The sequence below is a fragment of the Algoriphagus sp. genome (assembly GCF_024642405.1).
GTDB lineage: Bacteria > Bacteroidota > Bacteroidia > Cytophagales > Cyclobacteriaceae > Algoriphagus.
On the sequence record NZ_JAHEBC010000076.1, the window covers coordinates 1 to 15,543 of the forward strand.

17 protein-coding genes and 1 riboswitch are annotated in these 15,543 nt (G+C 36.0%); of the genes, 16 read left to right on the forward strand and 1 reads right to left on the reverse strand.

What is annotated here, in order from left to right:
- The 9 genes from Q0L68_RS07975 to metX form a co-directional block, all read left to right on the forward strand.
- On the forward strand, positions 1-1,081 hold a 1,081-nt coding region (locus Q0L68_RS07975), incomplete at its 5' end, for an aminotransferase class III-fold pyridoxal phosphate-dependent enzyme (protein WP_296701488.1).
- A 21-nt stretch (positions 1,082-1,102) separates the two neighbouring features.
- Positions 1,103-2,044: an acetylornithine carbamoyltransferase gene (locus Q0L68_RS07980; protein ID WP_296701521.1), complete on the forward strand. Its 942-nt coding sequence runs from the start codon at positions 1,103-1,105 to the stop codon at positions 2,042-2,044.
- A 23-nt stretch (positions 2,045-2,067) separates the two neighbouring features.
- On the forward strand, positions 2,068-2,868 hold the full coding sequence (gene argB, locus Q0L68_RS07985; RefSeq protein WP_296701490.1) for an acetylglutamate kinase: 801 nt from the start codon (positions 2,068-2,070) through the stop codon (positions 2,866-2,868).
- A 15-nt stretch (positions 2,869-2,883) separates the two neighbouring features.
- Complete coding sequence (locus tag Q0L68_RS07990; RefSeq protein ID WP_296701492.1) at positions 2,884-3,966, forward strand: M20 family metallo-hydrolase; 1,083 nt, start codon at positions 2,884-2,886, stop codon at positions 3,964-3,966.
- A gap of 8 nt (positions 3,967-3,974) precedes the next feature.
- Entirely contained in the window at positions 3,975-5,309 is a 1,335-nt protein-coding gene (gene argH / locus Q0L68_RS07995; protein WP_296701494.1) for an argininosuccinate lyase, read from the forward strand.
- 102 nt (positions 5,310-5,411) lie between these two features.
- The gene (locus Q0L68_RS08000; RefSeq protein ID WP_296701496.1) at positions 5,412-6,953 is read left to right on the forward strand and encodes a SulP family inorganic anion transporter; all 1,542 of its coding nucleotides are present in this window, start codon (positions 5,412-5,414) and stop codon (positions 6,951-6,953) included.
- A complete protein-coding gene (locus tag Q0L68_RS08005) occupies positions 6,950-7,594 on the forward strand; it encodes a carbonic anhydrase (protein WP_296701497.1) in 645 nt (214 codons plus the stop codon). The genes Q0L68_RS08000 and Q0L68_RS08005 overlap by 4 nt, the downstream gene beginning before the upstream one ends.
- A 95-nt stretch (positions 7,595-7,689) precedes the next feature.
- Positions 7,690-7,798: riboswitch (SAM riboswitch) on the forward strand.
- A 188-nt stretch (positions 7,799-7,986) separates the two neighbouring features.
- On the forward strand, positions 7,987-9,288 hold the full coding sequence (locus tag Q0L68_RS08010) for an O-acetylhomoserine aminocarboxypropyltransferase/cysteine synthase family protein (RefSeq protein ID WP_296701499.1): 1,302 nt from the start codon (positions 7,987-7,989) through the stop codon (positions 9,286-9,288).
- 6 nt (positions 9,289-9,294) lie between these two features.
- Positions 9,295-10,347, forward strand: a complete 1,053-nt coding sequence (gene metX / locus Q0L68_RS08015; protein WP_296701501.1) for a homoserine O-acetyltransferase — start codon at positions 9,295-9,297, stop codon at positions 10,345-10,347.
- Positions 10,348-10,364: 17 nt separating this feature from the next.
- On the opposite strand, the gene Q0L68_RS08020 is transcribed toward metX, so the two are convergent.
- Entirely contained in the window at positions 10,365-10,808 is a 444-nt protein-coding gene (locus Q0L68_RS08020) for a DUF2147 domain-containing protein (RefSeq protein ID WP_296701503.1), read from the reverse strand.
- A gap of 71 nt (positions 10,809-10,879) precedes the next feature.
- Here Q0L68_RS08020 and pdeM point away from each other — a divergent pair, with 71 nt between their 5' ends.
- The 7 genes from pdeM to Q0L68_RS08055 all read left to right on the forward strand — a co-directional run.
- Positions 10,880-11,539 carry a ligase-associated DNA damage response endonuclease PdeM gene (pdeM, locus tag Q0L68_RS08025; RefSeq protein WP_296701505.1) on the forward strand — a complete coding sequence of 220 codons (660 nt, stop codon included), beginning with the start codon at positions 10,880-10,882 and terminating at the stop codon, positions 11,537-11,539.
- 55 nt (positions 11,540-11,594) lie between these two features.
- Positions 11,595-12,485, forward strand: a complete 891-nt coding sequence (locus Q0L68_RS08030) for a permease-like cell division protein FtsX (protein ID WP_296701508.1) — start codon at positions 11,595-11,597, stop codon at positions 12,483-12,485.
- Position 12,486: 1 nt separating this feature from the next.
- Positions 12,487-12,696 (forward strand): DUF3098 domain-containing protein, encoded by a 210-nt coding sequence (locus tag Q0L68_RS08035; protein WP_296701510.1) that lies wholly within the window; start codon positions 12,487-12,489, stop codon positions 12,694-12,696.
- Positions 12,697-12,698: 2 nt separating this feature from the next.
- Positions 12,699-13,493, forward strand: coding sequence for an undecaprenyl-diphosphate phosphatase (locus Q0L68_RS08040; RefSeq protein ID WP_296701513.1), 795 nt, complete (start codon positions 12,699-12,701; stop codon positions 13,491-13,493).
- Between the two features lies 1 nt (position 13,494).
- Complete coding sequence (truB, locus tag Q0L68_RS08045; protein WP_296701515.1) at positions 13,495-14,178, forward strand: tRNA pseudouridine(55) synthase TruB; 684 nt, start codon at positions 13,495-13,497, stop codon at positions 14,176-14,178.
- Positions 14,179-14,193: 15 nt separating this feature from the next.
- Entirely contained in the window at positions 14,194-15,117 is a 924-nt protein-coding gene (locus Q0L68_RS08050) for a bifunctional riboflavin kinase/FAD synthetase (protein WP_296701517.1), read from the forward strand.
- A 12-nt stretch (positions 15,118-15,129) separates the two neighbouring features.
- On the forward strand, positions 15,130-15,543 hold a 414-nt coding region (locus Q0L68_RS08055), incomplete at its 3' end, for a CoA transferase subunit A (RefSeq protein WP_296701519.1).

Genomic DNA, 15,543 nt, shown 5'->3' on the forward strand with positions numbered 1-15,543 from the left:
GGATGATCAAGGGCAAGAATATTTAGATCTTTACGGAGGGCACGCAGTTATTTCTATTGGACACACTCATCCGCATTATGTGAAGCGGATTCAAGATCAGTTGAATCAAATCGCTTTTTATTCCAACTCTATTCAAATTCCGATTCAAAAGGAATATGCTGAGAAATTGGGTGAATTATCCGGTTATCCTGACTATAATTTATTTCTATGTAACTCAGGCGCAGAAGCCAATGAAAACGCGATTAAGTTAGCATCATTTGCAACAAGAAAATCTGGTTTTATTTCATTCTCTGGAGCTTTTCACGGAAGAACTTCTGCTGCAGTGGCTTTGACAGATAACCCGAAAATCATCGCACCTTGCAATGCAAGAGAAGATTTTCAAATTCTTCCTTGGGGAGATTTACATGCAGTGGAACTCCGGGTTAAAGAAGGTAATATCGCCGGAATTATTATTGAGGGAATTCAGGGAGTAGGTGGAATTCAGGTCCCATCACCAGGATTTCTAACTGGGTTGGCCAATATCTGCAAAGATTTTGGAGTAAAGTTAATTTTGGATGAAGTTCAATCCGGTTTTGGAAGAACAGGAAAGTTTTTTGCACATCAATGGGTTAAAGGTATTAAACCTGATATCATTAGTATGGCAAAGGGTATGGGGAATGGTTTTCCTATAGGGGGCATTCTTATTTCTCCAACAATCGAATCAAGCTATGGCTTATTAGGGACTACTTTTGGAGGAAATCATTTGGCATGTGCAGCAGGTCTGGCAGTTTTAGAGATTTTGGAGGAAGAAAACTTGATAGAGAAATCTGCAAAGCTTGGTACAAAATTGATGTCTCAACTTGAAGGCATTCCAGGAATAATGGATGTCCGTGGATATGGATTAATGATAGGAATTGATCTGGATCGAGACGCGGGGGCAGTCAGAGCTGAATTAGTGAAAAAATATCATATTTTCACCGGTAGTGCTGCTTCTAAGAATACGATTAGATTACTTCCTCCTTTAAATATCGAATGGAATCAGCTAAATTCGTTTATAACAGCATTGACTGAAATTTTAAAACCTTCCCCTATTCATCATTAAATGGACTCAAGTTCTATAAAAATTAAAAAATTTACCCAATTCGAATCCCAAGCGTTAGGTCAACAATTGATAGATAAAGCCTTGATTTATAAGGCAGACCCTAGAATTGATATCCAAAAAGGAATGGGAAAAAGAATCGGTTGTTTATTTTTGAATCCTTCCCTTCGAACAAGAGTTTCTACTCAGATTGCAGCTTCAAATTTAGGAGTGGAGCCGATTGTTCTAAATATGGACAAGGAAGGTTGGGCGCTTGAAATGAGTGAAGGCGCAATCATGAACAAGGGAACAGTGGAGCATATCAAAGATGCTGCTGGAGTACTTGGAAGTTATTTTGATATTTTGGCTATCCGTGCTTTTCCTTCTTTAACCAATAAAGAGGAAGATATGAGTGATTTCGTTATTGGTCAATTTATCAAATATTCAGGCATTCCTGTTATAAGTTTAGAGTCTGCAATTCGACATCCTTTGCAAAGTCTCGCTGACCAAATTACGATTCAGGAATTTTCAAAAGAAATTAAAAAACCAAAAGTTGTTCTTACCTGGGCGCCGCATATTAAAGCGATTCCACATGCTGTCGCCAATAGTTTTTCGGAATGGACTTTGGGAATGGGACATGATTTAACGATCACCCACCCTGCTGGATATGAGTTAGATGAAAAATTTACTCAAGGTGCAACCATAGAATATAATCAAAGTAAAGCATTGCAAGATGCTGATTTTGTGTATGTTAAAAATTGGTCAGGGTTTAATGATTATGGGAAAATTATTTCTACAGATCATTCTTGGATGTTGACTGAAAAGCAACTATTAAGTGCAGCTAAAGCTAAAGTAATGCACTGTTTGCCGGTAAGAAGGAATTTAGAACTTTCTGATGAAATTTTGGATGGGCCGAGATCATTGGTCCAAAAACAAGCTGAAAATAGAATCTATGCTGCTCAATCTGTAATCAGTCATTTGATTTAATTAAGCCTCAAACCTATTGACCTATGAAAATCAGTATTATTAAAATCGGCGGCAATGTCATCGACTTTCCTGAAAAACTTGAAGAATTTTTAAATCTCTTTTCAAAATTCCCTGGTTATAAAATTTTGGTTCATGGCGGTGGAATTATGGCTTCAAGATTCGGTGAATCTCTTGGAGTCATGCCGGAGATGGTAGATGGGCGAAGGATCACGGATAAAGATACTTTGGATATAGTGACTATGGTATATGCCGGATTGATCAATAAGCAAATAGTAGCAAAACTACAGGCACTAAAAGTGAATGCATTAGGTGTTACAGGTGCAGATGGAAATTTGATCCGATCAATTAAGAGACCTGTAAAAGGAATAGATTACGGTTTTGTGGGTGATATAAAGGAGGTTAATGTAAAACTGATCGATCATTTATTAGAAGGTGATTTAATTCCGGTAGTCAATGCAATTACCCATGATCAAAAAGGTCAGTTATTAAATACTAATGCGGACAGCATCGCATCTGCTCTTGCTACAAGTTTAGCAGAAGAACATCAGGTGAATCTGTATTTCTGTTTTAATAAAAGTGGAGTATTAATTGATGAGAAAAATGAGAATTCCATTATTCCATTGATAAATGAAGACATTTATCAAGAACTTAAAAAAGAGAATGTAATTCATTCCGGCATGATTCCTAAACTTGACAATGCTTTTGAAGCACTAAAGAAAGGGGTTAATCATGTTTGGATTGGAAAAGCAGAAAATCTATTGCTTGCTGCCAAAGGTAAGCTATCAGGTACCACTATAGAAAGACATCGTTACGATCTTTATTGATCGAAACAAGCTGCCGTGAAAACCATTGAAACGTTAAATCAGGACGCTACTCAGCTTTTAAAGCAGTTGATTTCCACCCCATCTTTTTCCAAAGAGGAAGTACTTACTGCACTTGTTTTGGAAGATTTTTTCAAAGCCAGATCTATTTCGGTTCAAAGATCAGGAAATAACATTTGGGCCTTTGCAAATGAATTCAAAGTTGACTTGCCAACCATTTGGTTGAATTCGCATCATGATACAGTAAAGCCGAATGAAGGTTATACACTTGATCCATTTTCTCCTATCGAAAAAGATGGAAAGTTATTTGGATTGGGGAGTAATGATGCTGGTGGACCTCTGGTTAGTTTGATTGCTGCTTTTTGTCATTTTCATGGAAAGGATCTACCATTTAACTTGATTATAATTGCTTCAGCTGAAGAGGAAATTTCTGGTCCTGATGGGATTGCATCAGTCATTTCTAAAATTCCAGCTTGTGATTTAGCAATAGTTGGTGAACCTACCCTAATGGACTTGGCAGTAGCGGAAAAAGGATTAATGGTTATTGATGCCAAAATGAGAGGTAAAGCTGGGCATGCAGCTCGTGAAGAAGGTGTCAATGCTATTTATCTGGCCTTGGATGATTTAGAGAAAATCAAAAATTTCAGCTTTAAGAAAGAATCTGACTTCCTAGGAAAAAGTAAGGTTTCTGCCACTGTTATTCAGGCTGGAAAACAACATAATGTTGTACCTGATCTTTGTGAATTCACACTGGATGTACGAGTAACAGATGCCTACACTTTAGAAGAAGCACTTGCAGAACTTCAAGAGAATCTAAAATCTGAATTGTATCCACGTTCCATGAGATTGCAATCTTCAAGAGTTCCTGAATCTCATTTTATTTTGAAAATTGGGAAGGAATTAGGTTTAAAAACTTACGGAAGTCCTACCCTTTCAGATCAAGCATTAATCCCCTTTCCATCTGTAAAAATCGGTCCTGGTGATTCAGCTCGATCTCATACGGCAGATGAATTCATCTATTTGAATGAAATTCAAAATGGTATTTCAGGATACATATCCATCTTGGAGACCTATAAAAAATTATTGACTAAAGCACTGTAAATCATATTATGAAACTTTGGCAAAAAGCAACAGGAAATAAGAAGGAGGTAGAAAACTTCACGATTGGAAGAGATCCAGAATTTGATATGATCCTCGCTCCTTTTGATGTTTTGGGCTCCATGGCACATGCACATATGCTAGCTAAAGTTGGTTTATTGACAGCGCAGGATAATCAAATTCTCCAAAAAGGATTGAAGGAAATCTATTTCGAAATCGAAAAAGCTCAGTTTCAGATAGATTCAGGTGTCGAAGATGTACATTCTCAAGTAGAATTTCTACTGACAGAACGATATGGAGAAGTAGGAAAGAAACTTCATAGTGGCAGAAGTAGAAATGATCAGGTATTGGTTGATTTGAAATTATACTATAGGGCAGCAATCCGTGAATTAGTAGAAGAAGCCTCTACCCTTTTTAACTTGCTAATAAAATTAGCAGAACAGCATAAGGGTGATTTGATGCCCGGCTATACCCATACTCAATTAGCAATGCCATCCTCTTTTGGTTTGTGGTTTGGTTCTTTCGCAGAAAGTATAAGTGAGGATATGGGGATGCTTCAGGCTGCATTTGATCTGGCAAATAAGAATCCGCTTGGTTCTGCTGCTGGATATGGATCAAGCTTTCCATTGGACAGAACTATGACAACCGAACTTTTAGGCTTCAGTGATTTGCATCATAATGTGATTAATGCTCAAAATAGTCGGGGAAAAACTGAAAGGACAATTGCATTTTCACTAGCTGGAATGGCTGGAACTTTAAACAAATTGGCAAGTGATGTTTGCTTATTTATGAACCAGCATTTTGGTTTTATTTCATTTCCTGATGATTTGACGACAGGAAGTTCAATAATGCCTCATAAAAAAAATCCTGATGTCTTTGAATTAATGCGTGCCAAAACAAATCAAATTCAAGCAGTTCCTAACTCTGTAAGTTTAATTCTTACAAACACGACTACTGGTTATCATAGAGATTTACAATTACTTAAAGAGGAGGTTTTTCCGGCGATTGAAACCATGAAGGATTGTCTGAGTATGTGCTCATTTATGCTCAAATCTATCAGAGTAAAAAAGAATATTTTAAATGATCCTTTCTTTAAACATGTTTTTTCTGTAGAAGTAGTAAATGAAATGGTCTTAAAAGGACTTGCATTTAGAGATGCTTACAAACAAGTAGGACTGGATATCGAAGCAGATAATTTTTCTCCTGATCAGGATAAGATAAAACATACCCATGAAGGTAGTATTGGAAACCTTTGTTTGAGCCAAATTGAATTAAAAATGGCCAAAGCTGTGCAAGGATTCAATTTTGAGAAAATAGATAATGCTATATTAGGATTATTATCCTAATACTTATCAAAAACCCATAAATCTCTAAACTATACCTTTAAAAACCATATTTTAGAGAAGTGGTACAAATGTACCATTGATTTTGTTTTCAAATAAACCCGCATGAATAGCCTTTTTGGTGATAATATCAGATATGATTTAAAATCGAGTCTGGTTGTATTTTTAGTTGCACTTCCCCTTTGTTTGGGAATCGCTATAGCCAGTGGAGCCCCTCCTATGTCAGGGTTAATCGCTGGGATAGTTGGAGGGATAGTAGTGGGTTCTATTTCTGGCTCTCATGTAAGTGTAAGCGGACCTGCTGCAGGACTAACTGTTGTTGTATTAGATTCAATTTCTTCTTTGGGGACTTTTGAATTATTCTTAGCCTCTTTGGTAATAGCAGGATTGATTCAATTGATTTTGGGAATTGTGAAAGCCGGGGTTTTAGGATATTATTTCCCTCATTCTGTGATCAAGGGTATGCTTACAGCAATAGGATTGATTTTAATTTTAAAACAGATTCCTCATGCTCTTGGGTATGATAAAGATACAATGGGCGATGAGACATTTTTGCAGTCTGATAATCATAACACTTTTACAGAAATTTGGTATGCATTTGAATTTAATAGCCCTGGAGCAATCTTAATAGTTTTGGTAGCCTTGGGTATTATTATTTTTTTTGAAAGGCCCTCTATAATAAATCACAGAATACTAGGAGTTGTTCCGGGAGCACTCTGGGCTGTATTATCTGGAATTTTAATCAACTCAACTTTCCAATTTTGGAAGCCTGACTGGATTTTGGACGGAGAACATTTAGTAACACTTCCTTCTGTGAACAGTTTTGGAGAATTAGGAAATCTAATAACCTTTCCTGATTTTTCTTTAATTTCAGAAAGTACTTTCTGGATTGTAGCAGTCACTCTCGCAGTGATAGGATCTATTGAAACGCTACTTTCCATTGATGCTGCAGACAAAATGGACCCACAGAAAAGGATTACCCCTAATTCAAGGGAATTGGTTGCTCAAGGTATTGGAAATTCAGTCTCTGGATTAATAGGAGGATTGCCAATTACAGCGGTAATAGTAAGAAGTTCTGCAAATATTACAAGTGGGGCCAAGACAAAGCTTTCTGCAATTCTGCATGGTATTTTGCTGATGGTTTTAATTTTGGCAATACCAGGAATATTAAGTAAAATTCCATTAAGCTGTCTAGCTGCCATTCTTTTTGTAGTAGGATATAAACTAGCTAAACCTTCTATTTTCATTTCTTTGTATCAGCAAGGTAAAGCTCAGTTCATTCCTTTTGTCGTGACGGTATTTGCAATTCTACTTACTGATTTGTTAATAGGAATAGGGATAGGAATGGCTTTTGGATTATTCTTTGTTATTAAAACCAATTTTCAAAAAGCTATTAGAATCACAGAACGAAATGGCAACTATTTAGTCCAACTTCAAAAAGATGTAAGTTTTTTAAATAAGGCCCCTTTAATGAAAGAGCTGGAAAAAATTCCTTATGGTTCTCAGGTTGTGATAAATGCCGAAAAAGCAAGATTTATTGATCATGATATCCAAGAGGTTTTGAATGATTTTATAGTAACCTCTTTTGATAAAAATATTGAAGTAACAACGGAAGGATTCCGCTACAAACTAACAAAATCTCTATGAAACCCTACGAAAAACTTCTGCTTCAAAATAAGGCTTGGTCTGAAGAAATCAATGAGTCAGATAGCACTTTTTTTCAAAGATTGGCACAACAACAAAAACCGAAATTTTTATGGATTGGCTGCTCCGACAGTAGAGTTCCGGCAAATGAAATTACAGGTACTGATCCGGGTGAAATTTTTGTTCATAGAAATATAGCAAATATGGTGGTTCATACTGATCTCAATATGTTGAGCGTCCTACAATATGCAGTTGAAGTATTGAAAGTTGAGCATATCATTGTTTGTGGTCATTATGGATGCGGAGGAGTAGCTGCTGCTCTTACGAATAATAATCTTGGCTTAATCAATAAATGGCTTCGCAATATTAAAGAAGTATACAAAATGTATAAAGAAGAAATTGACGCCATCAATGATCCGGTAGAAAAAGCAAATAAGTTAGTAGAATACAACGTTATAGAACAGTGTCAGGACTTGATTAAGACCTCCATCATCCAAAAATCTTGGAATCAAAGAAATGCTCCTCATGTTTATGGTTGGGTTTATGGATTAAATAATGGATTGGTTTCTGAGTTAGTCAAAATTGAACCAGACTTTGAAAATATCAACCCAATATTTAGATATGATAAAGATCAATTAGGCTAAACATTTAAGAATAATAGACCGATATCCATAATTCATTTTGAAAATCCGATTTCGATCTATTTATTTGTGTAATCCTTCTCTTTTTTAAGTGTAAGGATTTATAAAGAAGAGGCGAGAGACAGGCTCATTGACCCTCTGGCAACCTGGAAAATCCAAGGTGCCAATTCCTGCCAGTTGAGATGGTCTCAATTGGAACTATAAATTCTTTACAATATGTATAGTGGATTTTCTTCTCTTTTTCTTTCAAGTTTCTTTCTATTTGATTTTCGTTGCTTACTAGCAATTAAGCATCGGAGCAAACGTGAATTTTTGTGTTCTTATTATTTGAAAAAAATCTTTTCAGATAATAAGAAATCTTATACTCTAAATTTTAACCATAAACTCTCAAATCTATGTCAACTTTAAAATTTGAAACACTTCAGCTTCATGCTGGACAGGAACCTGATTCTGCTACCAACTCAAGGGCGGTTCCAATTTATCAAACCACTTCATATGTCTTTAATAGTGCAGAACATGGAGCCAATCTTTTTGGCTTAAAGGAATTCGGGAACATTTATACTCGAATTATGAATCCCACAACAGATGTTTTCGAAAAAAGAATGGCTGCTCTTGAAGGAGGAGTTGCTGCTGTAGCTACAGCATCTGGACAAGCAGCACAATTTTTAGCTTTGAATAATATTCTAGGTGAAGGAGATAATTTTGTATCCACCTCTTTTTTATATGGAGGAACCTATAACCAATTTAAAGTGGCCTTTAAGAGAATTGGTATTGATGCCAGATTTGCTAAGGGAAATGATGCTGCTTCCTTTGAAAGCCTAATTGATGACAAAACCAAAGCAATTTATCTTGAAACAATTGGTAATCCTGAATTCAATATTCCTGATTTTGAGTCTATTTCTTCCTTGGCAAAAAAATATGATATTCCTTTAGTGGTCGATAATACATTTGGAGCAGGTGGGTATTTATTTCAACCAATAACACATGGAGCAAATATTGTAACTTCTTCAGCAACAAAATGGATAGGCGGTCATGGAACTTCAATTGGTGGAATAATTATAGATGCAGGAAATTTCAATTGGGGAAATGGGAAATACCCTCAATTTTCTGAGCCTTCTGAAGGATACCATGGTTTGAATTTTTGGGAAGTTTTCGGAGATAATAATCCATTAGGCCTTCCAAACATTGCATTTGCAATCAGAGCTAGAGTCGAGGGGCTTCGGGATTTTGGTCCAGCCATTTCACCATTTAATTCTTTCTTACTACTTCAAGGATTAGAGACGCTGTCTTTGAGAGTTCAGCGAACTGTTGATAATGCACTCGAAGTAGCAAATTGGTTAGAAAATCATCCGAAAGTTCAGAAGGTAAATTATCCAGGACTTTCTTCTTCTCCCTATCACTCTTTAGCAAAGAAATACTTAAGAAATGGTTATGGAGGTGTTTTAAGCTTTGAAGTGAAAGGTGACAAAGAAGAGGCATCTAAATTTATCAACAGTTTAGAATTGATTTCTCACTTAGCCAATGTTGGTGATGCTAAGACTTTGATAATTCAGCCATCAGCTACCACGCATCAACAATTGTCAGACGAGGAGCAGTTGGCTGCAGGTGTCACCCCTACTCTATTGCGCATCTCTGTGGGAATAGAGCACATTGATGACATCAAAGCTGATTTACAGCAAGCATTTGAAAAATTATAAGCATAAATGAATTTAAAAAGTCAATTCGCTTCGATTACCATGTCTCAGGAATTGTTTCATTCGAGTACCCCATTAGAGTTAGAGTCAGGAGAAATTCTTAATGAATTTGATCTCACCTATTCGACCTATGGTCAGTTAAATAAGAAGAAAACGAATGTTGTTTGGGTTATCCATGCATTGACGGGCGATTCGAACGCATCGGAATGGTGGAATGGATTAATAGGAGAAGATAAATTCTTTGATCCATCCCGCTATTTTATTATTTGTGCTAATCTTTTGGGTTCTTGTTATGGTTCCACCTGTCCTTTAAGTAACATCCCTGATTCTGATCAACCATATTATTATGATTTCCCAGAGCTTACCACAAGAGACTTGGCGGCTAGTTTAGAAAGGCTAAGAGAATTTCTCGGAATTGAACAAATTCATACTCTGATTGGAGGCTCCTTAGGAGGTCAAGTCGGTTTAGAATGGGCTTATTTGTTAGGAAAAAAACTTTCCAATGCAGTGATACTTGCATCAACCGCAAAGACTAGTCCGTGGGTTATTGGAATCAATGAGGCACAAAGGATGGCGATTGAGGCAGATAAAACCTGGGGTGAAAGAACAGAGAGTGCAGGAAAAAAAGGTTTGGAGGCAGCGAGAGCTATTGCGATGCTCAGTTATCGACATCCCGATGATTTTCAAAAGAAGCAATTAGATTTTGAGGAAAAATTAGATGGGTTTAAAGCTGCATCTTATATCAGATATCAAGGAAATAAAATCTCTAAAAGGTTTAATGCGATGTCTTATTGGACATTAAGTAAGGCTATGGATAGCCATGATTTGGGTAGAAAACGAGGAGGAGTTAAAAAGGCATTGAGTGAAATTACTGCCCGAATTTTAGCTATTGGGGTTAATTCAGACCTTTTGTTTCTTTCAGAAGAATCAAGATTTATAAGTGAGCATGCACCGAAAGGTAGGTTTAAAGAAATTAATTCAACTGCTGGCCATGATGCTTTTTTGATTGAATTTGAGCAACTTTCATATTTCTTGAAATCATTTTATTTAGAAGTGAAGTAAAGCAGGGAATTCCTGCTTTACTTCTTTACTTTTGTCCATTCTACTGTCTTACCAATCCAAGAAAAACCTAAATAGCCTTTAACTTCCAATTTTTCCTGTCCTTTAAGCTTTAGCTCACAAGAATATGTTTTTCCTGAATTAGGATCGTAAATTTTTCCTCCCTTCCAAATACCATCATCATATTTTAGACCTTCTAAAATAGTAAGTCCCATAACAGGTCTATTTCTTAATTTTTCATTTTCGTTTGCCTTATCAAGCACTGGGGTACCATCTTTGTTAGGGTTATCTAACCAAATTATTTTACCCAAAAACTTACCATCCTTATTCATAATTTCTATTTGTGCTGTTTCCTCTGTATTTAACCATTTACCCAATATGCGAGAATCTGATTGAGCATTTGTATCAAAAAAAGACAAAACAAGCACAATAAATAAGAGTGAAGCAAAGTGACAATATTTCATAAAAACCTCCTTAATATTTATCTATTTCAATTTAGTTTTAAATTCAATCAAATAATTTATAAAAATAATACATGAAAATAGTGTCTCCTCAGATAAAATTTCAGGAAATTTCTCTTCATTTATTAAAAGAAAAAGCAGTTTGGATTCCCGAATTAAGTTCAATATTTATTGCTGATTTGCATTTCGGTAAAGCAGCACACTTCAGAAAATCAGGTATCCCCATTCCTGAACCGATCCATTGGGAGGACCTCACTATACTTACCTTCCTAATAAATACTTACAAACCTCAAAATGTTTATTTCCTTGGTGATTTATTTCATAGTGACTTGAATGATCAATGGGAGACTTTAAATCATTTTTTAAGAAAATTTTTGAATGTCAATTTTCACTTGGTTTTGGGAAATCATGATATTCTTTCACCCTTGGAATATGATTTATCAACTTTCAATGTCTTTAAAGAACCATTAGAATTAAAAAATTTAGTTTTGTCTCATGAGCCTTTACATGAAATAGTAAAAGATAAAATTAATTTATGCGGACATATCCATCCGGGCATAAGACTTGTGGGGAAAGCTAGGCAATCAATTAGGCTTTCCTGTTTTTATTACAAGCCAAATCAATTAATTCTTCCTGCCTTTGGAAGTTTTACAGGCTTGGCTTTAGTAAAACCAGGTTTAAAGGATCAGGTATTTGGAATTACAAATGAGAAGGTGATTCCAATCCTTTCCTGATTTTAGATTGGTTATAAGTAAAGTGCTGATTATTTTTGACCTGAAATTTTATTTTATGGCTAACCAATCCCGAAAGAAAAAAATACTTGGGCACTTCAAATTTGGAAGTGTTTTATTTAGTACGACCCTTTCCCTTTTCATTGTTGGATTATTTGGAGTGATTCTGATACAAGCAAAATCTTTAACCAGCATGATTCGGGAGAATATAGAAGTACAGATTTTTTTGGATAAAAATTTAGAAGAAGGCGAAATTTCAGACATCAGAGAAAATCTGGGAAGTCGCCCATTTATCCTTCGAAAAAGTGATACGTTAGGGCTAAAGTATATTTCGGATGAAGAGGCTGCGGCCACATTTATTGAAAGTACCGGAGAAGACTTTACAAAATTCCTTGATGACAATCCACTTCGGGATAGTTTTGTGATAACAATTGCTGAAGAATTTCAAACCTCCGAACAATTAGATGCAATAGTCAATGAAATTCAAGCAATCGACGGAGTCTTTGAAGTCTCTTACATGACCGACTTGGTTGATTCAATTAATAAAAATTTATTAAAAGTCAGTTTGGTTTTGGGCGGATTTATTTTGATCCTCATTATCACAGTTATCATGCTGATTAATAATACCATACGCCTCGCATTATTTTCCCAGAGATTTTTGATTAGATCTATGCAATTAGTAGGTGCTACAAGAGCATTTATTAGAAAACCTTTTCTAACAAGAGCTTGGTTTTTTGGGATGCTAGCAGGAAGTATTGCATCGGTAATTTTATATGGATTAGTAAAATATACCCAAGCAAATATTGAGGGATTCGGGCTTCTTCACAACGAACAAATGTTAATGATCCTATTTGCTATATTAGTTGGAGTTGGTGGAGTTTTATCAGCAATGAGTACCTTAAGAGCAGTCAATAAGTATTTAAACATGTCTTTGGACGAATTATATTAACATGAGCAAATCGCATTTTCCTTTTTCTAAAAAAAATTATCAGCTCATGGCCATAGGTTTTGCTCTGATCGTTGTAGGATTTATTATCATTGGATTGGATAAAGAGCCTCATGGCAATGGTTTTCTTGGTTTAACCTTGGGTCCAATCGTCACTTTATCAGGTTTTATTTTTGAGTTTTACGCCATATTTGCTAAAACAGAGAAAAACTAGGAATGGAAATCATTGATGCTATAATCCTTGGAGTCATTCAAGGGTTGACGGAGTTTTTGCCTGTTTCGTCTAGTGGTCATTTAGAGTTGGGAAAAGCTATTCTAGGTGAGTCTAAAATGCCGGCTGAGGGATTAATGTTTACTGTAGTAGTTCATTTTGCAACTGCGTTAAGTACTGTCTTAGTTTTTAGAAAAGATATTGTTGAAATTCTTACGGGATTATTCCAATACAAATGGAATGAAGAGACTCAATTTGCAGTTAAGATCTTTATTTCGATGATACCAGCTGGTATTGTAGGACTAATATTTGAAAAGCAATTAGAAGCTCTTTTTGGCGGAAGTGTGGTTTTCGTAGGGTTCATGTTGATTTTAACTGCTCTGCTCCTTTTCCTCGCCGATAAAGCCAGAAATACTAATAAACCCGTTACATTTTTTAAAGCATTTCTAATAGGCATTGCCCAGGCTATAGCTATTCTACCAGGTATTTCAAGATCTGGAGCAACAATTTCTGCCTCCGTACTTTTAGGAGTGGATAAATCCAAAGCGGCAAGGTTTTCCTTTTTAATGGTGGTACCATTGATATTGGGAAAAATTGCAAAAGATCTATTGGATGGGGCCATTTCTATGGAAACTCAAGGAATAGGATATTTAACTGCAGGTTTTCTCGCAGCATTTATTTCCGGTATAATAGCCTGTACCTGGATGATACAATTAGTAAGAAAAAGTAAACTAAGCTATTTTTCGATTTACTGTCTTTTGGTAGGAATTATAGCTGTTTTTTCAGGCCTATATTTGTGAAATGCAGGATCAGAAACCGTACGGAGAAATATTTTTGATCAATAAACCTCTAGAATGGACTTCATTTGATGTGGTGAAAAAAGTCAGGAATGCGCTGAAAATAAAAAAAGTTGGGCATGCAGGTACTTTAGATCCCCTTGCAACAGGTCTCTTAATAGTTTGTGCAGGTAAGATGACCAAGCAAATAGAAGGTTTCATGGGGAAAGAGAAAGAATATACAGGAACCTTTGTGATTGGAGCAACGACAGAATCTTTTGATTTAGAGAAACCTGCAATCCCTGTGGCAGATCCTTCCCATATCACATTATCAGATGTCAAAACTGCTGTGGCTGAATTAACTGGAGATATTCTTCAAATACCTCCCATGCACTCAGCGATAAAAGTTGATGGAAAAAGGGTCTATGAATCTGCCAGAAAAGGAATAGAAGTAAAAATGAATCCTAGGGCTGTTCAAGTTCGGGAATTTGAAATCACAAGGTTTGAAGGAAACGAATTAGATTTCCGTATCTCATGCTCCAAGGGGACTTATATCAGAAGTATTGCCCGGGATCTTGGAGATAAATTAAAGGTAGGTGCCTATATGAGTGCTTTGTGCAGAACAAGAATTGGTGAATTCGAACTAAAAGAAGCCCATGAGTTGATTCCTTTGATTGAAGAAATTAAAGCTAGGCACCAAGTTCAATAATATAAACCCCAAAAGATGAAAATCTACGAAGGACTAAGTGAAATTCCCCCAATTCCAAACCCTGTTGTAACTAGCGGGACATTTGATGGAGTTCATTTAGGTCATCAAAAGATTTTACATAGGATAAGGGAAATTGCTAGAAAAACAGAAGGAGAAACCGTTCTGATTACTTTTTGGCCCCATCCAAGACTTGTCCTTTATCCGGATGAGCATAAACTTAGGCTTCTTAGCACCTTTGAAGAAAAAACAAAACTACTACGTTCATTCGGGATTGACCATTTAATAACTATTCCTTTCACTAGAGAATTTTCTCAATTAAGCTCCAGGGAATTCATAGAAAAGGTGTTGGTGGAAAAAATAAAAACAAAGAGGCTGATAATTGGATATGACCATCGTTTTGGCAAAAACAGAGAAGGAAGCTTTGAATATTTAAAGCAGCATCATGCAGAGTTTGGCTTTGACTTGGAAGAAATATCGAGACAAGACGTAGACGAAATAGGTGTTTCCAGTACCAAAATAAGGAGGGCCCTAGAAACAGGAGAGGTAAAAATTGCAACAAATTATCTTGGTAGGCCTTACGAATTAAATGGTTTGGTTATAAAAGGTCAACAAATTGGAAGGTCTATTGGATTTCCGACAGCTAATATCCACATACCAAATGATTATAAACTTATCCCAATGGACGGAGTTTATGCTGTAGAGGCTTTGGTAAATGGGTCATTGTTTAAGGCTATGTTAAATATTGGAAATAGACCGACCGTTGGAGGCACAAAGAAGACCGTAGAAGCTCATTTATTTGATTTCCAAGGTGATTTATACGATAAGCAAATCACTATTTATTTAAGGGAATTCCTTAGGAAAGAGAAAAAGTTTGATAATCTTGAAGAGTTAAAAAAACAATTGGCTTTAGATCAAAAAAGGGCCAAATCATTACTATAAACCCAAAATATTATGATTAACAAAACGGTAAAGGATGTCAAAGTAGCAGTGGCAGATATTCCTTCTGGCGCTATGCTAATGATGGGTGGTTTTGGTCTATCCGGAATCCCGGAAAATTGCATTTCTGCTCTTCTTGAACGCGAAATAAATGATTTAACAATCGTTTCAAATAATGCCGGTGTGGATGATTTTGGAATTGGTTTATTGTTAAAAAAGCGAATGGTAAAAAAAATGATTTCAAGTTATGTTGGGGAAAATGCTGAATTTGAAAGGCAATTGCTTCAAGGCGAACTTGAAGTTGATTTGGTTCCTCAGGGAACCTTGGCAGAAAGAATAAGGGCTGGAGGAGCCGGTATTCCGGCGTTTTATACTCCTGCAGGAGTCGGTACTGAAGTAGCAGAAGGAAAAGAATCCCGTGAATTTAAC